A 21,713-nucleotide genomic window follows, 5' to 3' on the forward strand; every position below is an offset into this window, starting at 1 on the left:
GGGCTCAACTATGCTGGTGGACATCGCCCAAAAGGCAGCAGCCTTGCCTTCCGACCTGTTCTGAGTCTCAGGCAGACGCTGCCGGGACGGCTTCCATGCCCAGGGCCTCTTCGCCCTGCACACCCTCGATCCCCAACACCTCCACGCACGCATGCAGCGCAGGCGACCAGCCCTGGCGCGCGGGCACGACGAACCAGGTTTCCACGCGGGCGACTTCCTGGGCGAGTGCCCCGGGCAAGGCCGTGATGTGCACGCCGAAGCGGTGCTGCTGGGCCTGGACCACGCTGCGCGGCAGCAGGCCGTAGCCCATGCCGGCGGCCACGCAGCCGAGGATGGCGTCCAGCGATCCCATTTCCATGATGCGTGCGGCCACGCCGCGCGTGGCCAGCAGCAGTTCGATGCGCTGGCGGTAGCTGCAGCCCTGGCGGAAGGCCAGGAAGGGCACGGCGCTGAGCTGGGCGGCATCGGGAAAGCGCGGCAGCGCGAATGCGGTGACCAGCACCAGTTCCTCCTCGAAAACCTTCCAGCCCTGCAGCCGCGACTGGGGCGGCATGCCCGAGACGAAGGCGCAGTCCAGCCGCCCTGCCAGCAGGTCAGCCAGCAGCTCGGCCGTGGTGGCCGTGCGCAGCTCCAGGTCCAGGCCGGGCCGGGCCTGGTGCAGGCGCGCCAGCAGCGGCGGCAGGCGCAGCGCGGCCGTGGTTTCCATGGAGCCTATGCGCAGCGCGCCGGCGGCCCGGGCGCTGCCCTGCAGCAGGGCCAGCGCCTCGTCATGGTCGGCCAGCATGCGCCGCGCGTATTGCTCCAGCAGGCGGCCGGCAGGCGTGGCGTGCACGGGAGCGCTGCGCTCCAGCAGTTGCACGCCGGCCTCGTCCTCGAGCTTTTTCACATGGGCCGTCACGTTGGACTGCACGGTGTGCAGTTGCTGCGCGGCAGCGCCGAAGCTGCCGCTGTCGCAGACGGCCAGGAACATGCGCAGGGACTTCAGTTGCATCGCGGCTCCAGTGGCATTCATCTTCAATCGAGATCGACGCCATCATTTTGAATCATTGGACATGATGACTCCGGCGGCTTAAGGTATGCCCATCCTCCCCGCATGGCGCCCACTCCCGTGATCCAACGCAACGAAACTTCCCTGCTGCTGACCGGCTTCATGGCCACGCTCAGCGGCGTCGGCCTGGCGCGCTTTGCCTACACGGCGCTGATGCCGCAGATGGTGCATGCCGGCTGGTTCAGCGGCGAGCAGGTGGCCTACCTGGGCGCGGCCAATCTGCTGGGCTATCTGATCGGGGCGCTGGCGGCCGCGCCGCTGGCCGAACGCCTGGGCGCGCTGCGCGTGCTGCTGTGGTGCTGGGTGGCCCTGGCGCTGAGCTTTGCGGCCTGCGCCTGGCCGCTGCCCATGCCCTGGTTCTTTGCCTGGCGCTGCATCTCGGGCATTGGCGGCGCCATCCTGATGGTGCTGGGCCCCTCCGTGGCCCTGGCGGCCACGCCCGTGCAGCGGCGTGCGGCCCTGGGGCCGCTGATGTTCTGCGGCATAGGTGCCGGCGCCCTGCTGTCGGCCACGCTGATACCGCTGCTGGCGCGCCAGAGCCTGGGCGCCGTCTGGTGGGCGCTGGCGGCGGTCTGCGCCTGGGCCGGCTGGCTGGGCTGGCGCCATGTGCGGCGGCTGCCGGTGCCTGCGCCCATCGCCATCACGCCCCATGCCCGGCCCGTGCCCGCCGCGCCCCTGTGGACGCTGCCCGTGGTGCTGGTGATGCTGGCCTATATGACGGACGCCTTCGGCTTTGTGCCGCACACGGTGTTCTGGGTGGACTACCTGGCGCGCGAGCTGCAGTTGGGCGATGCCTACGCCTCCACGCAGTGGGCCGTGTTCGGCCTGGGCGCCATTGCCGGGCCGCTGGTGGCCTCGCTGTGCGCCACGCGCTTTGGCTGGTGGGGCACGACCACGGGCGCCTATGCGGTCAAGACCCTGGCCATTGCCATGCCGCTGTTCTGGGTGGGATTTGCGGGGCATGCGACCTCGTCCTTCCTGGTGGGCGCGCTGTCGCCGGGCATGGCGGCCATCACCTCGGGCTACCTGATGCAGCTGATCGGCCCCGTGCAGCACAAGCGCATGTGGGGCTATGCCACGGCGGCCTTTGCGCTGATGCAGGCCGTGTCGGGATATTTCATGGCCTGGAGCTATGCGGGCCTGGGCTCGTACCAGCGCCTGTTCGTCATCGGCAGCGTGTCGCTGCTGCTGGGCACGCTGATGATCGCCGCCAGCCGCGCCAGCGCACGCCGGCAGGCCGCCGCATGAGTGCGCGGATTCGAGGCAGGAAACAAGGAGTCGTATGAGCACCGCAAAGACCGCGTGGATGGCCCGACTGGGCATGCGCCATCCCATCATCCAGGCCCCCATGGCCGGCACGTCCACGCCCGCGCTGGCGGCCGCCGTCACCGAGGCCGGCGGCCTGGGCTCGCTGGGCATTGGCGCCAGCGGCACGGAGCAGGCACGCCAGCAGATCGTGCAGACGCGCGCGCTGACTTCGGGCGCCTTCAACGTCAACCTGTTCTGCCACCGGCCGGCCCGGGCCGATGCGCAGCGCGAGGCCGCCTGGCTGGCCCATCTGGCGCCCGAGTTCGCGCGCTTTGGCGCCACGCCGCCTGCCACGCTCAACGAGATCTACGCCACCGCCGTCGGCAACGCCGCGCTGCAGGCCATGCTGATGCAGGAGCGGCCCGCCGTGGTGAGCTTTCATTTCGGGCTGCCTGAGCAGGGCTTCATCGACGCGCTGCGCGCAGCCGGCGTCGTGACCCTGGCCAGCGCCACGTCGCTGGACGAGGCGCGCCAGGTGGAGCAGGCCGGTGTCGATGCCATCGTGGCCCAGGGCGTGGAGGCCGGGGGGCACCGCGGCACGTTCGATCCCGCGCAGGACCGCATGATGGGCACCTTCGCCCTGGTGCGCGTGCTGGCCCGCAACACGGCCCTGCCGGTGATCGCGGCCGGCGGCATCATGGACGGCGAGGGCATTGCGGCCGCGCTGGGCCTGGGCGCCTGTGCGGCGCAGCTGGGCACGGCCTTCATCCTCTGCCCTGAATCGTCCGCCAGCCCGGCCTACCGTGCCGAGCTGCGCAGCGAACGCGCCCACCACACAGGCATCACCGCCGCCATCTCGGGCCGGCCGGCGCGCGGCATGGTCAACCGACTGCATGCGCTGGGCGCCAGCCATGGCCAGCCCCTGCCCGACTACCCGCGCGTCTACGACGCAGGCAAGGCCCTGCACCAGGCGGCGTCCGCCCAGGGCAGCTCCGACTACGCAGCCCACTGGGCCGGCCAGGGTGCGCCGCTGGCGCGTGAGATGCCGGCCGCTGCGCTGGTGCAGACGCTGGCCGGCGAACTGGCGCGCGCTCAGAGGGCCTGATCGCTCAGGCAGGCATGTCCAGCGCCGCCAACCCCTGCTCCAGGTCGGCGATGAGGTCGCGCGGCGACTCCAGGCCGATGTGCAGGCGCACCACGGGCCCGCGCGCACTCCAGTCGGTGACGCTGCGCGCCTGCGCCATGTGCGCGGCCGTCGCCAGGCTCTCGTAGCCGCCCCAGGAGGCGCCGATGCCGAAGAGGCGCAGGCCGTCGATGAAGCGGTCCACGGCGGCCTCGGCGGTGCCGGGCTGCAGCTCCAGCGACACCAGGCCGTTGGTGCCCTGGCAGTCGCGCAGCCACAGCGCATGGCCGGGGTGCGTGGGCAGCGCGGGGCAGAACACGGTGGCCACGGCCGGGTGCTGCTGCAGCCAGTGCGCCACCTCCAGCGCATGCGCCTCGTGCATCTGCAGCCGTGCGGCCAGCGAGCGCATGCCGCGCAGCACCAGCCAGGCATCGTCGGGGCTGACCGCCATGCCGAAGGCATCGCAGCGCGCGGCCAGCGGCTCCCAGGCGGCCTCGGTGGTGGCCACGGTGCCCATCATCACGTCGGAGTGGCCTGACAGGTACTTGGTGGCTGCCATCACCGAGACATCGGCCCCCAGCGCCAGCGGCCGGTACTGGCAGCCCGATCCCCAGGTGTTGTCGGCCACGACCAGAGCGCCGCGCGCATGGGCCATGGCCGCCAGCGCGGGCAGGTCGCACATTTCGTAGACCAGCGATCCCGGGCATTCGGCATAGACCATGCGGGTGTTGGGGCGCATGCGCGCCTGGGCGTCGCTGCCATCGGCCGCGAAGAAGTCGTACTCGATGCCGTAGGGCCGCAGCCATTGGCCGGCCAGGTGGCGCACAGGCTGGTAGGCGCTGTCGGTCAGCAGCACATGGTCGCCGGGGCGCAGGTAGCTGAGCAGGGCCATGCCGATGGCCGCCAGGCCGGTAGGCAGCAGCCGCGTGCGGTGGGCGCCTTCCAGCTCGCTGACGGCATCTTCCAGCGCAAAGCCGGTGGGTGTGCCGCGCGCGCCGTAGCTGAAGATGCGCTCGCCGGCGCGGCGCTCGCGCATCTCGCGCTGCTGTGCCGTGCTCTCGAACAGCACGGTGCTGGCGCGCACCAGGGGCGGGTTGACGGCCGTGCCGCCCGCATAGGTCGGGCGCTTGCCCGCATGCAGCAGCCGGGTCTGCAGGTCCAGCGCGGGGGCGCCAGAGGCCGATGATCCAGGCACGGGGGCGTGTTCGGCAGCCATCAGTCGATCTTCGCGCCCGAGAGCTTGACCACGCGCGACCAGCGCTCCATGTCCTGGCGCAGCTGGGCGGCAAAGGCTTCGGGCGTATTGGCCACGACTTCGCTGCCGCCATCGACGACCAGCTTGGTCACTTCCGGCAGTTGCAGGGTGCGCACGATGGCGTCGTGCAAGAAGGCCACGCGCTCGGGCGGCGTGCCGGCGGGAGCGAAGAAGCCGTACCAGTCCTCGAAGCGCGCATTGCGCAGGCCCAGTTCCTCCAGCGTGGGCACCTTGCCGAACACGCCGATGCGGCGCGGGCTGGTGACGGCCAGCGCACGCACCTGGCCCGCCTGGATCATGCCGGCCACGGACGAGGTGGAGGTGATCAGCACATCGACCTGCTGGCCCAGCAGATCGTTGATGGCCGGCCCCGCGCCCTTGTAGGGCACATGGGTCATGGGCACGCCGTTTTCCTTGGACAGCACCACGCCCACCAGGTGCGACAGCGTGCCGTTGCCGGGCGTGGCATAGGTGACGCGGCCCGGCTCGCCCTTGCTGCGCGCCACCAGGTCGGCAAAGCTCTTGAGGGGCGAGGCCGAGGCGACCACGATGGCCAGCGGCGCCGCGTTGATCTGCGTGATGGGCACGAAGTTCTTGAGCGGATCAAACCCCGGCGCGCTGTACAGCGCGGGGTTCACCGCCATCAGCGAGACCTGGCCCGTGAGCACGGTGTAGCCATCGGGCTTGGCCTCGGCCACGGCCTTGGCGCCGATGTTGCCGCCTGCACCGCCCCGGTTTTCCACCACGGAGGGCTGGCCTGTGGCCTCGGTCAGCCGCGTGGTGACCCAGCGCGTGCTGGCGTCGTTGCCGCCGCCCGGCGGGAAGGGCGAGATGAAGCGGATCGGCTGGGCCGGATAGCCGTTGCGTGCGGCCAGCGGCTCGGCCGTGGCCTGCGAGAGCATGGCCAGGGCCGCGAGGCTGGCGGCCAGCATCCTGGCCAGGGTGGGGATTGCGAACATGTCTTGTCTCCTGTCGTTATGTGATCTGATTTATGTCGCTCTACGGCAAGTCAGCGATATATGGCGCTGCCTTTGCAACTGACGTGACTTTGGCCAGGGGCACCAAGCAAGGGCCGCCCCCGCAGCGAGGGTGCCGTCCCCCTCCCGCGCAGCGAGAGAGGGGGAAGCGGCGAAGCCGCTCAGGGGGAGCTTCATGCACTCGGCAGGCGGAAGGCGGCCAGTTCCTGGGCATCGAGCTGCGGCACCAGGCCCGTCTCCCAGGCCAAGTAGCGGCGTGCCGCTTCCTTGTTGCCGTCGTGGCGGTCGTGCACGAAGAACAGGTAGTCGATGCACTCGGCGTCGGTGGGGCTGTCGGGCGTGGCCTCGACGGGCAGGCCGGCCTGCTGCCATGCGGCCAGGCCGCCTTCGAGCAGCAGCGGCGCGGCGCCCTGCAGTTCCAGCGCGGCCCATTGCGCCATGCCGTGCTCATCGGCCACCAGCACGATCTGGCGCGTCTCGCCGGACAGATCGCTGGCCAAGCACGGGCGGATGGACCAGCGGGCCCCGGCGATGTGGCCTGCGCGGTACTTCATGCCCGCGCGCAGATCGACCACGGCCACCTCGCCCTGGCGCATGCGCTCATGCAGGGCCTGCGCCGTGATGCCTGCCAGTGCGGGGGCCTGGGGCGGCTGGGCCGGTGCCAGGTCCAGGCCGCTGTGCAGGCCGCCCCGCAGCACGCAGGCGTCATGGCCGAGCTGGCGCAGCCAGCTGGCCACCACGGGGGCGCGCACGCCATCGCTGTCGAACAGCACCAGGCGCGCACCGCGCACGCCCACGTACTGGTCGCCGGCCTGCATGAGCTGGCCGCCGGGCGTGTGCTGGGCGCCGGGCAGCGAGCCGGCCTTGAATTCCTCGGGCGTGCGCACATCGCACAGGAACAGCGTGCGCGCAGCATCCTGGCTCCAGGCGCGCACGGTGTCGGCATCGACCTCGGGCACGTCGAAGCGTTCGGCCAGGGCGCGGGCCTGTGCTTGCAGCGCGCTGCTGGCCGAGTCGTCGCCATAACGCTGCGTGCCGCCGTGCTCCAGCGGCAGGTCGGCCAGGTACCAGCCCTGGGTGCCGTTTTCCAGCGCGTAGACGGGGTTGGGAATGCCCAGGTTGATCAAGGTCTGCGCGCCGATGATGGAGCGCGTGCGGCCCGCGCAATTGACCACGATGGGCGTGGCCGCATCGGGCACCAGGCGGCTCACGCGCAGCGCCAGCTCGCCATTGGGGCAGCAGATGGCGCCGGGGATGTTCATCTTGTGGAACTCGGAGACGGGCCGGCCGTCCAGCACCACCAGGGGCAGGCCCGCCGCCTGGCGCGCCGCCAGCTGCTGGGCCGTGATGCGCGGCGTGCCGTAGGCGTGTTCGGCCAGTTCGCCAAAGGTCTTGGAGGGCAGGTTCACGCCGGCGAACAGCGTGTAGCCCGCAGCGCTCCAGGCCTTGGCACCGCCTTCGAGCACGGCGACCTGGGTATAGCCCAGGTCTTCGAGGCGGCGCGCGGCACGCCCGGCCACGCCCGCGCTGGCATCGCCCTCGCCACCGTCGTAGGTGACGACGCGCACCTGCCTGCGCGGCACCAGGCGGGGCACATCCAGCTCCAGCCGGCTGTAGGGCAGGGGCGTGGCGTAGAACAGGTGCGACTCGCCGTACTGGCCGTGCTCGCGCACGTCGAGCAGCGCGATCTCCTGGCCGTCGTGCAGCCAGGATTTGAGGGTGTGGGCGTCAATGGATGCGGTCATTGCATGCGGTCCGGGAAAAAGATCGGCAAGGAATTTCGGGCAAAGCCCTGCCACGCGCGCCCCGTGGGGCGCGCTGCGGCACGGACAGTGAAAAGGCAGGAAGCGGGAGGTAGCGGCCGGAAGGCCGGGGCTCAGCGGCGCGTCTGCACGCCGATGGCCATGGTCTGGCAGGTGCCGGCGGCCAGGTCGTAGCTGGTGCGCTCGTTGAGCGTCTCCAGCGCGCGGCCGTACATGTGCAGGTGGCGGATGACCTGCTCGCCCTGGATCTCCACGGAGTGGATGTTCTCGGGCATGAGGGCGATGCCCTGGCCTGGCGCCACCACCACGAGATCCGTCTCACGCAGCGTGGCCTTGCCGGGGACGGAGCCGTCGTCGGTGCGCTCGTAGACGCGGTTGTGCTCCGTGCCTTCCACGGCGGCAATGCAGGCCCAGGTCGTGTGGTTGTGCGGCACGATGCGCTTGCCCGGGCGCATGACGTTGAGGTACAGCGCATAGCTCTGGTCGGCGTCCTCGGCGATCAGGTAGCGAGCCTGGTGCTCGCCCTCTTCGGGCGCGGCGTAGTCGGCCTGCTGCCAGAAGTCTCGGCGCGCGGCCAGGCCCAGCAGCTGCTGGAGCACGGCGTCCAGGCTGGCGCGCGTGGCAGCGCCTTCGCCAATGGCCTGCTTCATGTGGTCGATGGCCGCTGTCACGGCGGCGCTGCGCTGTTCGGTGATGGTGGTGGTAGTGGTGGTGTTCAAAGGGGACTCCTTGTCGTCGTTGAAGCCCACTGTAGTGAGGCGTCCGGCCCGCAACAATCCACGCACCCTCAACAAATACTTCAATAAAATTGAAGTATGGAGACGCTTGACCTGGACCTGCTGCGCACCCTGGCCGCCATTGCCAGCCACGACAGCTTTGCCGCCGCCGCCGTGCAGATGGGGCGCACGCAATCGGCCATCACCCAGCAGATGCAGCGGCTGGAGGAGAAGATCGGCCACGCGCTGTTCGAGAAGCAGGGCCGGCAAAAACGCCTCACCGACCACGGCCAGCGCCTGCTGGGCTATGCGCGCCACATGCTGGCCATCCACGACGAGGCGCTGCGCAACCTGCAGCACCGCCAGGTGCAGGGCCTGGTGCGCATTGGCGCGCCCCACGACGCGGCCGACAACATGCTGCCGCCCGTGCTGCAGGAGATCGCGCTGAACTTTCCGGGCATGCAGATCGACATCCATGTGGGGCGCAGCCCGTTCCTGATGGAGTCGCTCAAGCAGGGCGAGCTGGACCTGGCCATCTCCAACCGGGAGGATGAAGGCTTCGAGGGCTTTGCCCTGCGCTCCACACCCACGGTGTGGCTGTGCGGCGCGGGCTATGCCCATGACCCGGGCAAGCCCGTACCCCTGGTCATGGCCGACGGGCCCAGCATCTTCCGCCGCCTGGGCTGCGATGCGCTGGATGCGGCCGGCATCGCCTGGACGCCGCGCCACACCTGCACCAGCCTGGTGGGCATACGCGCGGCGCTGCGCGCCGGCCTGGGCGTGACGGCACGCGGCGTGGAGCAGCTCGACCCGGGCCTGCGCGTGCTGGGCGCGGGCGACGGCATGCCGCCGCTGCCGGACCTGGTCTACCGCCTGTACATCCGCAGCCATGTGATCAGCCCCGTGACACGCCAGATCTTCGAGAACCTGCAGGCCCGCATGCGCCAGCCGGCGGGCTGAGCGCCGGGGCGCTTGGCGCGCGGCAGCGCTGGATGTGGCGGCGCACTTGACTGAACCGCTTGTAATGGGACTTATTCTCAAATAACATCCGCGCCACCGCCGCCCCCTCCAGCCGGCGTTTTTCGAGCCTTTCCAGGCCCCGTGCCATGCCATCTCCCACTCTTGCCCGCACCCATGACTGGTTCCGTGACTGGTTCCGTGACTACGGGCCGCTGATCTCCCGCATCCTCGCCGCGCTGTTTGGCGGCTACGCCGTGGCGGCGCTGGCCAGCGTGGCCGTTGTGGCCCTGCCCGCAGACCGCACGCAGGCGGCGATCTCGGGCACCTTGCTGAGCTTTGCCGTCTACGCGGGCGCGGTGATCTGGGTGTTTGCCGTGCGCAGCGCCACGCGCGCCTGGGCCGGCCTGCTGGTCGCCGCCCTGGTGCTGGCGCCTGCCGCGTGGTGGACCTGGGGCAAGGGGCTGGGCGCATGAACACGAACGCCACGAACACCACGGACACCACGAACACGGCCGGCAAGTCTGCCAAGCCCGGGAAAGCCGCCAAGGCGCCCGGCATCCGCCAGACCATGTCCGACCTGCACACCTGGGTCGGCCTGCTGCTGGGCTGGTTCCTCTACGCCATGTTCCTCACGGGCACGGTGAGCTATTTCAGGAACGAGATCACGCAGTGGATGCAGCCCGAGCAGCCGCACCAGAGCCAGGCGAGCGAGCCCGCGCTCGTGGCCCAGCGGATCGGCGACGCCATGGCGCATGTGGCGCCGCAAAGCCCGCAATGGCTGATCAACCTGCCCGATGCGCGCAGCACGGTGGCCACGGTGTTCTGGAGCCCGCCGCAGACCGAAAAGGGCGCCAGGCGCCGCTTCGAGAACGGCCGCTTCGACCCGGCCACCGGCACGCGCCTCGAAGGCCCGGTGCGCGAGACGCGCGGCGGCGAGTTCTTCTACCGCTTCCACTTCCAGTTCCACTACATGCCCGTGCTCTGGGGCCGCTATCTGGCGGGGCTGTGCGCCATGTTCATGCTGGTGGCCATCGTCAGCGGGGTGATCACGCACAAGAAGATCTTTGCCGACTTCTTCACCTTCCGCTGGGGCAAGGGCCAGCGCTCCTGGCTGGACGCGCACAACGCGCTGTCCGTGCTGGGCCTGCCCTTCCACCTGATGATCACGTACACCGGCCTGGTGACCCTGGCCCTGATGTACATGCCCTGGGCCAATCTGGCCACGACCATGACGCCCGAGCAGCGCGTGGTGGCAGGCCAGCAGCTCAGCGCCTTCGTTCCGGCTGGCAAGCCCTCGGGGCAGGCCGCGCCCCTGGCACCGCTGGCCGACATGGTGCGCCAGGCCGAGCAGCGCTGGGGCGCGGGCCAGGTGGAGCGCCTGAACGTCAATCTGCCCGGCGATGCCAAGGCCAGCGTGGTCGTGGTGCGCGGCGACAACGGCCGCGTCTCCATCAGCCCGCAGTTCATGACGTTCGACGGCGTCAGCGGCCAACTGCTCAAGGCCCAGGACAGCGTGGGCGCCGCCGCCGAGACGCGCGGCGTGCTCTATGCGCTGCACATGGGCCGCTTCGGCGACCTGCCCACGCGCTGGCTGTACTTCATCGTCAGTCTTGCGGGCACGGCCATGGTGGGCACGGGACTGGTGCTGTGGAACGTGAAGCGGCGCAGCAAGCTGCCCGACCCGGAAAGGCCGCATTTCGGCTTCCGGCTCGTGGAACGGCTGAACATCGCCACCATCGCCGGCCTGTCCATCGGCATGGCCGGCATGCTCTGGGCCAACCGCCTGCTGCCGGTGGAGATGGCGCAGCGCGCCGAGTGGGAGGTGCACGCCATGTTCATCGCCTGGGGTGCCACCCTGTTCTGGGCGATGGGCCGGCCCGCCAAGCGGGCCTGGATCGAGTTGCTGTGGGCCGGCGCCGCCGTTCTGGCCCTGCTGCCCGTGGTCAACGCGCTGACCACGGATCGCGGCCTCTTGGCCAGCCTGCGCGCGGGCGACTGGGTGTTTGCCGGCATGGACCTCATGCTGCTGGCCCTGGCCGCACTGCATGCCCATCTGGCCCTGCGCACCCAGCGCCACCAGCCCAAGGCCAAACCGGTGCGCGCCGCCCGGCCCGCGCCCAAGTCAGCCGCCACTGCAGCAGCCGCCACTGCAGCAGCCACCACGGCAGTGGCCGCCGCAGCAGCGGCCGCCGCAGCGGAGACCAGCGCATGAGCATGGCCCATCTGTTCTGTCAGCTGCTGGCCCTGGGCGCCTTCGCCTGCCTGGCCCTGGCCATGGACCGCCACCAGAGCGACCTGTTCGGCAAGGAACTGCCACCCGCCCGCACACGGCGCCTGCGCGCGGCCGGCTGGGTGCTGCTGGCGCTGTCGCTGTGGGCGGCGCTGCAGGTGGAGCCCTGGTCGCTGGGGCTGGTGGCCTGGTTCGGCCACATCAGCGCAGCCGCCGCCATCGTGCTGCTGTCCATGGTGGCGCGCGAGCGGCTGCGCTGACGCCCCTCCCGGCGCCTTCAGAGAAACATGCCGCCCGAGGCCTCGATGCGCTGACCCTGCACCCAGCCCATGCCGGGCTGCAGCAGGGCGGCCATCACGGGGCCGATGTCGTCGGGCTGGCCCACGCGGCCCAGCGCCGTCTGGCTGGCCAGGGCGGCGCCTACCTGTGCATCGTCGCGCACACGGCCGCCGCCAAAATCCGTGGCAATCGCCCCCGGCGCCACCGTGTTGACGCGAATGCCGCGCGCCCCCAGCTCGCGCGCCAGGTAGCGCGTCAGCACCTCCACGCCGCCCTTCATGGCCGCATAGGCCGCATAACCGGGCTGGGTGAAGCGCGTGAGCCCGCTGGACAGGTGGATGATGCTGCCGCCGTCGCGCAGCAGGGGCAGCAGGTGCTGGCTCAGGAAGAACGGCGCCTTCAGGTGGATGGCGACCAATTCATCGAACTGCGCCTCGGTGGTGGTGGCGAATGGCGCATTGATGCCGATGCCGGCGTTGTGCACCAGCGCATCGAGGCGGTCGGCCTGCCAGGTCTCGGCCAGGGCCCGGCGCACGCGGGCCGCAAAGTCCGCAAAGCCCGCGCTGCGCGCCACGTCCAGCTGCAGGGCGGCGGCCCGCCCGCCCAGCGCCTCGATGGCGGCCACGGCGGCCTGGGCCTGGTCGGCACGCTCGCGGTAGGTCAGCACCACGTCCAGGCCCTGGCGCGCCAGGTGCTCGGCCGTATTGCGGCCCAGGCCGCGGCTGCCGCCCGTGACGAGGACGATGCGGCGGGCGGCAGGGGAAGAAGCGGTCGAAGGAGAAGCTGTCATGGCGGACCTCGTTAGGTGGTTTGCAATGACAGCGACTGTATTGAAGGTCTATTTTTGGATAAATTGGCTGTTTCTGATTTATTTGTTCTCCCCATGCAAACAATCAAGCTTCTGGAGCAGATGCAGATCTTCAGCCGCGTGGCCGAGATGGCCAGCTTCACGCGTGCGGCCGACAGCATGGGTTTGCCCAAGGCCAGCGTCTCCCAGGCCGTGCAGCAACTGGAGGCGCGGCTGGGTACGCGGCTGCTGCACCGGACCACGCGGCGCGTGCAGCTCACCCAGGACGGCCAGGCCTGCTACGAACGCTGTCAGGACCTGCTGGCCGACGTGGACGAATTCCAGGGCCAGTTCCAGCAGGCCGGCGACGCGCCGCTGCAGGGCAAGGTGCGGCTGGACATGACCACGGGCCTGGCGCGCCACGTCGTCATGCCCTTGCTGCCGCAACTGCTGCAAAGCCATCCGGCGCTGGAGCTGGAACTGAGCTGCACCGAGCGCCGCGTGGACCTGGTGCGCGAAGGCTTCGACTGCGTGCTGCGCCTGGGCCCCGTGGACGAGCCCGGGCTGGTCGCCCGCCCGCTGGGCCGGCTGGCGCTGGTCACCTGCGCCAGCCCCGGCTATGCGCAGGCCCACGGCCTGCCGGCCACGCTGGCCGACCTGGGCGGACACCGGCTGGTGCACTACCAGCGCACGCTGGGCGCGCGGCCGCTGGGCTTCGAGTACGAAAAGAACGGCCAGGCACTCAGCCTGCCCATGGCGGGCGCGCTCACCGTGAACAACGCCGAGGCCTATCTCTCGGCCTGCCAGGCCGGCCTGGGCCTGATCCAGGTTCCGCGCCTGGCCGTGCAGCCGCTGCTGGATGCCGGGGAGCTGATCGAGGTGTTGCCCCGCCATCCGCCCCCGCCCATGCCCTTGCACCTGATCTATGCCCACCGCCGCCAATTGCCACGCCGCGTGCGCGTGCTCATGGACTGGCTGGCACAGGCCATACAGCCCTGGACACTCGACGCTGGCCTGCCCGAAAAGCAATAGGCGATGGCCCGCCGGACTCGGCCAGCGTCATTTTGCTTATCACTAATCCGTATCAAGACAAAGGTTCGCGCCTGCCCCTTTTGACGCCATTTACCGGACAATAGCGACCTTGCCCCGGTCACCGGCCGCCACGAAGCAGCGGCAACGCGCACACCGCGCCTGCCCCCTGCGCTTCCCGCCACCGCGTGCCTGCATGGCACTGACCTCTCATTGCAACGTCCCGGCGGGCACTGTCCGCCCCGAATTCACCGTATTGCCAACATGAGTGCTTTTCTTGAAGAACGCGTGCTGTCCGTCCACCACTGGACCGACCGCCTTTTCTCCTTCACCACCACCCGTGACACTGCGCTGCGCTTTTCCAACGGCCATTTCACGATGATCGGCCTGAAGGTCGACGGCAAGAACCTGCTGCGCGCCTACTCCATTGCCAGCCCCAATTACGAGGAGCACCTGGAGTTCCTGTCCATCAAGGTGCCCGACGGCCCGCTGACCTCGCGCCTGCAGAACATCAAGGTGGGCGACACCATCATCGTCGGCAAGAAGCCCACGGGCACGCTGCTGATCGACTACCTGCTGCCCGGCAAGAACCTGTACCTGATCGGCACCGGCACGGGCCTGGCCCCCTGGCTGGCCGTGGCGCGCGACCCCGAGACCTACGAGCGCTACGAGAAGGTGGTCGTGGTGCACGGCGTGCGCCATGCCAACGAGCTGGCCTACCAGGAGCTGTTCGAGAAGGAACTGCCCGAGCACGAGTTCCTCGGCGAGATCGTCAAGGACAAGCTCATCTACTACCCCACGGTGACGCGCGAGCCCTTCCGCAACCAGGGCCGCATCTCCAACCAGATCACGGCCGGAACCTTCCCGCAGAACATCGGCCTGCCCGAGCTCAACCCCGAGACCGACCGCGTCATGCTGTGCGGCAGCCCCGCCATGCTGAACGAACTCAAGGAGCTGCTGGAGCACCGCGGCTTCAAGGAAGGCAACACCACCACGCCCGGCGACTTCGTGGTCGAGCGCGCCTTCGTCGAGAAGTAAAGCCCACGACACCCCGTGGCGGGGCGGCTGCCGATAATCGGCGCATGCCGCCCTCCTCCCTTCCTTCAGCCCCGCCAGGCGACGAAGACCGCAACTTCATCGTCGCACTGGCGCGCGGGCTGGACGTGCTGTCGTGCTTTCGCTCCGGCGAGAAGCTGCTGGGCAACCAGGACATCGCCAGGCGCTGCGGACTGCCCAAGTCCACGGTCTCGCGCCTGACGCACACGCTGACCACGCTGGGTTACCTCATCCATGTGCCCGAAGAGGGCAAATACCGCCTGGGCACGGCCACGCTGGCGCTGGGCAGCGCCATGCTCTCGCGCCTGGACGTGCGCCAGATCGCGCGCCCGCTGATGCGCAAGCTGGCGGCCGCCACCGATGCCGAGGTGGCCCTGGCCACGCGCGACCGGCACAACATGGTCTACATCGAGCACTGCCCCAGCGCGCGCTTCATGCACCGCGACCTGGACATGGGCTCGCGCATTCCCCTGGCCACCACGGCCGTGGGCCGTGCCTGGCTGGCCGCCAGCCCCGCGTCCGAGCGCCAGCGCGCGCTGGACTATCTGCAGTCTCACGCGCCCGAGCAATGGGCCGCCGCACAGGCCCAGCTGCCGCTATGGCCGGAGGCAGGCAACCAGCCCCAGCCCTGGCTGTCGCGCTCGTTCGGCGACTGGCAGCCCGAGGTCAACGCCATCGCCCTGGCCTTCTCGCCGGGGCGCGGCCTGCCGCTGATGGCCGTCAGCCTGGGCGGACCCTCGCGCTTCGTCACGGCCGACGCGCTGCGCCAGGACGGCGTGCCCGCGCTGCAGCGCATGGTGCGTCGGCTGCAGCAGGACATCGACAGGGCCTGAACGCCTATCCCGCAGGTGCCCGCGCGGTACCGCTCAGCACGGCGCAGCACGGCAAAGTAGCCAAGACGACAGCGTGCACGGTGCCGGCGCCCTAGCATGCAGGTGTTGCTCAACCACCAGAAACCCAAGCCAGGAGACATACAGCATGAGCGTGAAAGCATTGTTCGACCTCACGGGCAAGACCGCCCTGATCACCGGAGGCTCGCGCGGCCTGGGCCTGCAGATGGCCGAGGCGCTGGGCGAGATGGGCGCCCGCCTCGCCATCACGGCGCGCAAGTCCGATGAACTGGCCGAGGCCAAGGCCCACCTGCAGGGCCTGGGCTACCAGGTCGAGACCTTCACCAACGACCTGCAGAAGTTCGACACCATCCCCGCCCTGGTCGAGGACGTGCTGGCGCGCTGCGGCGACATCGACATCCTCGTCAACAACGCGGGCGCCACCTGGGGCGCCAAGGCCGAGGAATACCCGGACGAGGCCTGGAACAAGGTCATGAACCTCAACGTCTCCGCGCCCTTCTTCCTCACCCGAGAAGTGGCCAGGCGCGTGATGATCCCCAAGGGCCGGGGCAACGTGATCATCACGGCCTCGGTCGCGGCCTTCAAGGGCACGCCGCCCGGCATGAACACCGTGGCCTACAACACCTCCAAGGCGGCCGCCGTGCACCTGGCGCGCACCCTGGCCTCGGAATGGGGCCACTACGGAATCCGCGTCAACTCCATCTGCCCGGGCTTTTTCCCCAGCAAGCTGGCCAACGGCCTCATCGACAAACTCGGCGACCAGCTCATCGCCCGCGCCCCGCTGCGACGCATCGGCGGCGAGGAGGACCTCAAGGGCGCCGTGGTCTACCTGGCGTCCGATGCGTCTCGGCACATGACGGGGCAGGCGTTGGTGCTGGATGGTGGAGCGAGCTTGTTGTAAACAACGCAGCCCTGCCATGAGAAAGGCCCCTGTACCGCGGTGCAGGGGCCTTTCTTACGTGAGCCGCTGCGCAGCGACTCAGCATGTCTTCTTCAAGCCTGCAGAGCAAAGGGCTCGATGGACTCCAGGTCGTCGCCTATGGCCTCGCGCGCGATATCGGCGTCGTACTGGCTTTGCAGATTCATCCAGAACTCCACGGACGTGCCAAAGAAGCGCGCCAGGCGCAGCGCCGTATCCGCCGTGATGGAGCGGCCGTTCTTGACGATGGCCGCGATGCGTGTCTGCGGGACATGGATGGCCTGGGCCAGGCGGTATTGCGTCAGGCCCATGGGCTCCAGGAATTCAGTGGCCAGGATTTCGCCTGGCGTGGGGAGGTTCAAAGGTTTGTTCATGGTCAGCACTCCTGCGCCAGATCCAGGATCAACGCTTTCGCTTCAGTGGTAATCGACGATCTCCAGCTGACTCGGGCCTTCATGGGTCCACACAAAGCACACGCGCCACTGGTCATTGATGCGGATGCTGTGCTGCCCCTTGCGGTCTCCGTGCAGCGCCTCCAGCCGGTTTCCGGGCGGGACCCTCAAGTCCTGAAGCACATGAGCGGCATGCAGCATCCGAAGCTTGCGCAGCGCAACCACTTCAATGCTGCTCCACCGACGCACCCGCCTCTGCTGGAACAGTTGCTCGGTGTCGGGGCACTTGAATGACTGGATCGTCATGGAAGCAAATAATAACGTGCCGCGTCAGTAACGTCAAACGCAAGTACCGGACAACTGAGTCCACAAGAAAGCGCCTGGGCCAGATCAAGCTGGCACCTGGCGCTTTCGGTCGAAAAACTGAGCGGCGCTCTACTTGTTCGCCACCGTCATCACCGCCTCGATCTTGCCGTCGCGCACAGCGGCGCCGCGCTCCGTGGTCAACGTGCCGCCGCGATCATCCACGCCCTTGACGCCGCCGGGGTTCACGTCGGGGCGCAGGGATTTGTAGGCCTCGTCGAGCTTGGCGTGGATGGCCTTGGTGTCCGAGGCCGAGCCGGCCAGCTGCATGGCCTTGACGGTGGCGTGCACGGCCGTGTAGTTCCACTGCGCCTCCGAGCCCGGGATGCGGCCCGGGTAGACCTTGCCGAAGCGTTCGACGAAGGCCTTGTTCTCGGGCTTGGTGTCCTCGGAGACGGGCATGACGCCGATGGCGCCTTCCAGCGGCGCATAGCCGCCGACCACACGGGCCATTTCGTCGAGCTTGGCCTGGTCCATGACCACGAAGCCGCCCTTGAAGCCCAGCTCGCGAGCCTGCTTGACGACCAGGGCCGTGGGCTCGGAGGCTCCGCCCACGAAGAGCACGTCGGGCTTCTCGGCCAGGGCCTTGCTCACGCCGCTGTAGAAATCGGTGGCGCGGTTGTAGCTCATGGCGTTCTCGGCCACCACGGTGCCGCCCAGCTTTTCCCAGCCGGGCTTGAAGGCGGCGACCCAGGCCTTGGCGTAGTCGTGGTCGGCGCCCACCAGGGCCACCTTCTTGCCGAAGCGGCCCATCACGTACTTGGAGAACGGGTCGATGTACGAGGTGAACTCGGGCGGGATGCGCAGGGTCAGCTTGTTGCCCCGGTTGGTGATCTGCGGCACCGAGCTGTAGGCCAGCACGATGAAGTTGCTGCGCTCGTTGGTGGTCTGCAGCGCGAAGATGCCGCCCGAATGCGGCACCAGGATGGCCGCCGTCTTGTGCTGCTGCACCAGGCGCTGGGCGTTGATCGCGGTCTCGGACGGGTTGTACTTGTCGTCCAGCGGAACGATCTCGATCTTGACCTTCTTGCCACCGATCTCGGGCGCTGCGGCATTGATCTCGGAGACGGCCATCTGCATGCCGTCGAGCACGTTCTTGCCGTACTGGGCAGCGCCGCCCGACAGCGGGCCGGAGTAGCCGATCTTGACCACCTCCTGCGCCAGCGCGGGGCCGGCGGCGGCCACGGCGGCGCAGGCCAGGGCCAGCGTGCCCACCCTGCGGCGGGTCAATGGTGCGAATGCTGTCATGTCTGTCTCCTTGGATCGTTGGTGGTGGTGGCTTGGGTAGAGGCAAGAGGCGGCGTCATGCGCCGATGTAGGCCTTGCGGATGGAGTCGTCGGCCAGCAATTCGGCGGGCCTGCCCTCGCGCACGATGCGGCCGCTTTCCATCACATAGGCGCGGTGCGCGATCTTCAGCGCCGCATAGGCGTTCTGCTCGGCCAGCAGCACGGTGGTGCCGGCCGCGTTGATGCGCTGTATGGCCTCGAACATCTGCTTGATGACCAGGGGCGCCAGGCCCAGCGAGGGCTCGTCCAGCAGCAGGGCCTGGGGCCGGCCCATCATGGCGCGGCCGATGGCCACCATCTGCTGCTGGCCGCCCGACAGCGAGCCGGCCGGGTCGTGCTGCTTCTCGCGCAGGATGGGAAACAGCTCCATCACCTCCTGCAGCGTCTTCTGGCTGGGACCGGGGTCGCGGCGGTGCACATAGGCGCCCAGCTGCAGGTTGCGCAGCACCGACATCTGGGGGAACAGCTTGCGCCCTTCGGGGCACTGCACCACGCCGGACTGCACGATGGCCGAAGGCTTGCGCCCGGCCAGCTCCTGCCCGTTCCAGACGATGGAGCCGCCCGCGGCCTTGTGGATGCCGCTGGCCGTGAGGAACAGCGAACTCTTGCCTGCGCCGTTGGCGCCCAGCAGCACCACCAGCTCGCCCCGGTCGGCATGCAGGCTCACGCCGTCCAGCGCCAGGAAGCTGCCGTAGCGCAGCGACACGTTCTCAAACTTCAGCATGCTCGCTCCCCAGGTAGGCATCGATGACGGCGGGGTTGCGGCGTATCTCCTCGGGCGTGCCCTCGGCGATCTTCTCGCCGTAGCTGAGCACCAGGATCTTGTCGGCCAGGCTCATGATCATGCCCATCTTGTGCTCGATCAGCGCCACCGTGATGCCGTGGCGCACCAGCTTGCGGATCAGCTCGGCCAGGCCCTCGGTCTCCTCGGGGTTGACGCCGCCGGCGGGCTCGTCGAGCAGCATCAGCTTGGGGTCGGTGGCCAGGGCCAGCGCGAAGGCCACGCGCTTGCGCTCCTCCTGCGTGATGTCGCCCGCAATGCGGCCGGCCACATGCGACAGGCCCACGAAGTCCAGCGCGTCGCGCGCCTTTTCGCGGCACACGCGCTCTTCCTCGCGCAGGCGGCTGGAGCCGCGCAGCACGTCCCACAGGCCTGAGCGCGTGCGCAGCCGGTGGCCCACGATGAGGTTGTCCAGCACCGTGGCGCGGTCGAACAGCGCCGTGGTCTGGAAGGTGCGCGCCACGCCCAGTTTCGCCACCTGGTCGGTGCGCAGCGAGGTCACGTCCTGGCCATTGAAGGTGATGGTGCCCGAGGTGGGCTTGTGCACGCAGCTGATCAGGTTGAAGAACGTGGTCTTGCCCGCGCCGTTGGGGCCGATGATGGCGTTGATGCGGCCTTCCTCGATCACGGTGCTGACATCGCTCACGGCGGCCAGTCCGCCGAACCGCTTGGTCAGGTGGTCAATCTTGAGCATGCGGCTTGCCCTCCTTGGCATTGCGGCGCGCGCGCCAGGCGGTGACGCTGCCCACCACGCCGTAGGGCATGAAGATCACCAGCATCACGAGAATGGGGCCGAAGACGATGAAGCGGTAGTCCTGCAGGAACTGCAGGTACTGCGTGATCCAGGGCATGCCGATGGCGCCCAGCAGCGGCCCCAGCACCGTGCCCATGCCGCCGACCATGGCGAAGATCATCATGTCGAAGGTGTGGTGCACGCCCGCCATGTCCGGCCCGATGAAGCGCACGAAGCCGGCGTACAGGCCGCCGGCCACGCCCGCGTAGACCACGCTCAGCATGAAGGCCAGCACCTTGTTGCGCATGAGGTTGATGCCCAGGGCCTCGGCCAGCTCGTCGCTGTTGCGGATGGCCATGAAGGTGCGGCCCAGCAGCGACCGGACGATGCGCCGCATCACCCAGACCGAGGCCACGAGGAAGGCCAGCACCAGGTAGTACAGCGCCAGCGGCGTCTCGAAGCTCAGCGCACCCAGGGCCTCGGGCGCGGGGATGCCCATGATGCCCACCGTGCCGTGGGTCAGGCCCTCCCACTTCTCGATGACGAGGAACATGATGTAGCCCACGCACAGCGTGAAGATGGAGAAGTAGTGGCCCTTGAGCCGCAGCGAGACGATGCCGATCAGGTAGCCCAGCACCGCGCACACCACGCCCGACATCACCAGCCCGCCCCAGAACGGCCAGCCATGGTCCACCGTGAGGATGCCCACGGTATAGGCGCCCGCGGCCATGAAGCCCGCATGCGCCAGATTGAGCTGGCCCGTGTAGCCCGTGATCAGGTTCAGGCCCAGCGTGGCGATGGCGAAGATGTAGGCCGTGCTCATCACCGTGAGGTGGTAGTCGTTGCCCGCCAGCCAGGGAAAGGCGATGCCGGCGGCCAGCAGCAGGCCCCAGGCAACGCGGGAGTCGATGAATCCGTTCATTCAATGACTCCTCTTGGCGAACAGGCCCTGAGGGCGCAGCGACAGGATCACCACCAGCAGCACGAAGGCGATGATGTCCTTGTAGTCGGTGGAGATGTAGTAGGCGCCGAAGCTCTCGGCGAAGCCGATGATCAGCCCGCCCAGCACGGCGCCCGGGATGCTGCCCATGCCGCCCAGGATGATGATCACGAAGGCCTTGGTGATGACCAGGTGACCCATGGCCGGATAGACCAGGTTGATGGGCGCATACAGCGTGGCCGCCACGGCCGCGAGCACGCCTGAGATGGCAAAGGTCAGCATGGATACGCGGTTGGCGTCGATGCCCACCATCGATGCGCCCTCGCGGTTCTGGGCCATGGCGATGATGGTCGAGCCCGTGGTGGTGCGCGTCAGGAACAGGTGCAGCGCCACCATCAGCGCAAAGGCCGCGACTATGATCAGCAGGCGCTGCGCAGGCGCCGTGATTCCGCCCATCTCCACGATGGAGGTATAGGGCGTGGGCATGCGCTGGAAGTCCGCGCCCCACAGCGCCTGGGCTCCGGCCTCCAGGAACAGCAGCAGCCCGATGGAGGCGATCTTGGGATGCAGGGGCGAGGCCTTGCGCAGCGGATGGAAGATCAGCCGCTCGCTGACGATGCCCAGCACCGCCACCGCCACCGCCGCCACCAGCATGGCCGCCCAGTAGCCCCAGCTCCAGGCCACCATGGCCTGGAAGGCCACGAAGGCGCCGATCATGTAGAAGCCCCCGTGCGCGAAGTTGGGCACGTGCAGGATGCCGTAGACCAGGGTCAGGCCCAGGGCCACGAGGCCATAGATGCCGCCCAGGGTCAGTCCGTTGAGCACTTGCTGCAGGAAGACGTCCATCACCGCCTCCCGCCTGCCGCCGCCGGTGGCCGCCACCGGACCAGGGTCTGTTCTCGCATTGCCTTGCCTCCTTGTTTGCTGTGAACCAGCTTAGGAGGCGGTGCCGTGCACCATCAACCCGAAGATTCCG

The 21,713-nt window shown here is 69.0% G+C and carries 23 protein-coding genes; 10 read left to right on the forward strand and 13 right to left on the reverse strand.

Annotation, left to right across the window (positions count from 1 at the left end):
- Positions 1 to 67: 67 nt before the first annotated feature.
- Complete coding sequence (locus ACF8O7_RS18080; RefSeq protein ID WP_016452133.1) at positions 68 to 991, reverse strand: LysR family transcriptional regulator; 924 nt, start codon at positions 989 to 991, stop codon at positions 68 to 70.
- A gap of 102 nt (positions 992 to 1,093) precedes the next feature.
- Between ACF8O7_RS18080 and ACF8O7_RS18085 the strand changes: the two genes are divergently transcribed.
- Complete coding sequence (locus ACF8O7_RS18085) at positions 1,094 to 2,296, forward strand: YbfB/YjiJ family MFS transporter (protein WP_043796544.1); 1,203 nt, start codon at positions 1,094 to 1,096, stop codon at positions 2,294 to 2,296.
- 34 nt (positions 2,297 to 2,330) lie between these two features.
- The gene (locus tag ACF8O7_RS18090) at positions 2,331 to 3,401 is read left to right on the forward strand and encodes a nitronate monooxygenase family protein (protein ID WP_126311624.1); all 1,071 of its coding nucleotides are present in this window, start codon (positions 2,331 to 2,333) and stop codon (positions 3,399 to 3,401) included.
- A 4-nt stretch (positions 3,402 to 3,405) separates the two neighbouring features.
- On the opposite strand, the gene metC is transcribed toward ACF8O7_RS18090, so the two are convergent.
- The 4 genes from metC to ACF8O7_RS18110 all read right to left on the reverse strand — a co-directional run bounded on the left by metC (position 3,406) and on the right by ACF8O7_RS18110 (position 8,064).
- Positions 3,406 to 4,635, reverse strand: coding sequence for a cystathionine beta-lyase (gene metC / locus ACF8O7_RS18095; RefSeq protein WP_126311623.1), 1,230 nt, complete (start codon positions 4,633 to 4,635; stop codon positions 3,406 to 3,408).
- Positions 4,635 to 5,633, reverse strand: coding sequence for a tripartite tricarboxylate transporter substrate binding protein (locus ACF8O7_RS18100; RefSeq protein ID WP_016448659.1), 999 nt, complete (start codon positions 5,631 to 5,633; stop codon positions 4,635 to 4,637). The genes metC and ACF8O7_RS18100 overlap by 1 nt, the downstream gene beginning before the upstream one ends.
- Positions 5,634 to 5,824: 191 nt before the next feature.
- Positions 5,825 to 7,396: a rhodanese-like domain-containing protein gene (locus ACF8O7_RS18105; protein ID WP_392443952.1), complete on the reverse strand. Its 1,572-nt coding sequence runs from the start codon at positions 7,394 to 7,396 to the stop codon at positions 5,825 to 5,827.
- 131 nt (positions 7,397 to 7,527) lie between these two features.
- Entirely contained in the window at positions 7,528 to 8,064 is a 537-nt protein-coding gene (locus ACF8O7_RS18110; protein WP_392444057.1) for a hypothetical protein, read from the reverse strand.
- Positions 8,065 to 8,229: 165 nt separating this feature from the next.
- On the opposite strand from ACF8O7_RS18110, the gene ACF8O7_RS18115 reads away from it, so the two are divergent.
- The 4 genes from ACF8O7_RS18115 (at position 8,230) to ACF8O7_RS18130 (ending at position 11,580) form a co-directional block, all read left to right on the forward strand.
- On the forward strand, positions 8,230 to 9,090 hold the full coding sequence (locus ACF8O7_RS18115; protein WP_123695036.1) for a LysR substrate-binding domain-containing protein: 861 nt from the start codon (positions 8,230 to 8,232) through the stop codon (positions 9,088 to 9,090).
- A gap of 146 nt (positions 9,091 to 9,236) precedes the next feature.
- Positions 9,237 to 9,563 carry a DUF3649 domain-containing protein gene (locus ACF8O7_RS18120; RefSeq protein ID WP_016452138.1) on the forward strand — a complete coding sequence of 109 codons (327 nt, stop codon included), beginning with the start codon at positions 9,237 to 9,239 and terminating at the stop codon, positions 9,561 to 9,563.
- A complete protein-coding gene (locus tag ACF8O7_RS18125; protein WP_392443954.1) occupies positions 9,560 to 11,302 on the forward strand; it encodes a PepSY-associated TM helix domain-containing protein in 1,743 nt (580 codons plus the stop codon). The genes ACF8O7_RS18120 and ACF8O7_RS18125 overlap by 4 nt, the downstream gene beginning before the upstream one ends.
- On the forward strand, positions 11,299 to 11,580 hold the full coding sequence (locus ACF8O7_RS18130) for a DUF3325 domain-containing protein (RefSeq protein WP_016452140.1): 282 nt from the start codon (positions 11,299 to 11,301) through the stop codon (positions 11,578 to 11,580). Before ACF8O7_RS18125 ends, ACF8O7_RS18130 begins: the two co-directional genes overlap by 4 nt.
- A 17-nt stretch (positions 11,581 to 11,597) precedes the next feature.
- Here ACF8O7_RS18130 and ACF8O7_RS18135 read toward each other — a convergent pair whose 3' ends face one another.
- Positions 11,598 to 12,389 carry an SDR family NAD(P)-dependent oxidoreductase gene (locus ACF8O7_RS18135; RefSeq protein WP_392443956.1) on the reverse strand — a complete coding sequence of 264 codons (792 nt, stop codon included), beginning with the start codon at positions 12,387 to 12,389 and terminating at the stop codon, positions 11,598 to 11,600.
- 93 nt (positions 12,390 to 12,482) lie between these two features.
- On the opposite strand from ACF8O7_RS18135, the gene ACF8O7_RS18140 reads away from it, so the two are divergent.
- The 4 genes from ACF8O7_RS18140 to ACF8O7_RS18155 all read left to right on the forward strand — a co-directional run bounded on the left by ACF8O7_RS18140 (position 12,483) and on the right by ACF8O7_RS18155 (position 16,223).
- The gene (locus ACF8O7_RS18140; protein WP_154833120.1) at positions 12,483 to 13,418 is read left to right on the forward strand and encodes a LysR family transcriptional regulator; all 936 of its coding nucleotides are present in this window, start codon (positions 12,483 to 12,485) and stop codon (positions 13,416 to 13,418) included.
- A gap of 261 nt (positions 13,419 to 13,679) precedes the next feature.
- The gene (locus ACF8O7_RS18145) at positions 13,680 to 14,453 is read left to right on the forward strand and encodes a ferredoxin--NADP reductase (RefSeq protein WP_016448667.1); all 774 of its coding nucleotides are present in this window, start codon (positions 13,680 to 13,682) and stop codon (positions 14,451 to 14,453) included.
- A 44-nt stretch (positions 14,454 to 14,497) separates the two neighbouring features.
- Positions 14,498 to 15,304 carry an IclR family transcriptional regulator gene (locus tag ACF8O7_RS18150; protein ID WP_016448668.1) on the forward strand — a complete coding sequence of 269 codons (807 nt, stop codon included), beginning with the start codon at positions 14,498 to 14,500 and terminating at the stop codon, positions 15,302 to 15,304.
- A gap of 145 nt (positions 15,305 to 15,449) precedes the next feature.
- Positions 15,450 to 16,223, forward strand: coding sequence for an SDR family oxidoreductase (locus tag ACF8O7_RS18155; RefSeq protein WP_016448669.1), 774 nt, complete (start codon positions 15,450 to 15,452; stop codon positions 16,221 to 16,223).
- A 92-nt stretch (positions 16,224 to 16,315) separates the two neighbouring features.
- Here the strand turns inward: ACF8O7_RS18155 and ACF8O7_RS18160 are convergent, their stop codons facing one another.
- The 7 genes from ACF8O7_RS18160 to ACF8O7_RS18190 form a co-directional block, all read right to left on the reverse strand.
- Positions 16,316 to 16,615 (reverse strand): HigA family addiction module antitoxin, encoded by a 300-nt coding sequence (locus tag ACF8O7_RS18160; protein WP_013800141.1) that lies wholly within the window; start codon positions 16,613 to 16,615, stop codon positions 16,316 to 16,318.
- Positions 16,616 to 16,657: 42 nt separating this feature from the next.
- On the reverse strand, positions 16,658 to 16,939 hold the full coding sequence (locus ACF8O7_RS18165; RefSeq protein ID WP_016452144.1) for a type II toxin-antitoxin system RelE/ParE family toxin: 282 nt from the start codon (positions 16,937 to 16,939) through the stop codon (positions 16,658 to 16,660).
- 129 nt (positions 16,940 to 17,068) lie between these two features.
- Positions 17,069 to 18,244: an ABC transporter substrate-binding protein gene (locus ACF8O7_RS18170; protein ID WP_016452145.1), complete on the reverse strand. Its 1,176-nt coding sequence runs from the start codon at positions 18,242 to 18,244 to the stop codon at positions 17,069 to 17,071.
- Positions 18,245 to 18,299: 55 nt separating this feature from the next.
- Entirely contained in the window at positions 18,300 to 19,007 is a 708-nt protein-coding gene (locus ACF8O7_RS18175) for an ABC transporter ATP-binding protein (protein ID WP_016448672.1), read from the reverse strand.
- Positions 18,994 to 19,758: an ABC transporter ATP-binding protein gene (locus ACF8O7_RS18180; RefSeq protein ID WP_016452146.1), complete on the reverse strand. Its 765-nt coding sequence runs from the start codon at positions 19,756 to 19,758 to the stop codon at positions 18,994 to 18,996. Before ACF8O7_RS18180 ends, ACF8O7_RS18175 begins: the two co-directional genes overlap by 14 nt.
- Positions 19,745 to 20,719 carry a branched-chain amino acid ABC transporter permease gene (locus ACF8O7_RS18185; RefSeq protein WP_392443960.1) on the reverse strand — a complete coding sequence of 325 codons (975 nt, stop codon included), beginning with the start codon at positions 20,717 to 20,719 and terminating at the stop codon, positions 19,745 to 19,747. Before ACF8O7_RS18185 ends, ACF8O7_RS18180 begins: the two co-directional genes overlap by 14 nt.
- Positions 20,720 to 21,583, reverse strand: a complete 864-nt coding sequence (locus tag ACF8O7_RS18190; RefSeq protein WP_016448674.1) for a branched-chain amino acid ABC transporter permease — start codon at positions 21,581 to 21,583, stop codon at positions 20,720 to 20,722.
- Positions 21,584 to 21,713: the final 130 nt, after the last annotated feature.

Origin of the sequence: Delftia sp. WSY_16 (assembly GCF_043104415.1) — a bacterium.
Lineage (GTDB): Bacteria > Pseudomonadota > Gammaproteobacteria > Burkholderiales > Burkholderiaceae_C > Comamonas > Comamonas tsuruhatensis.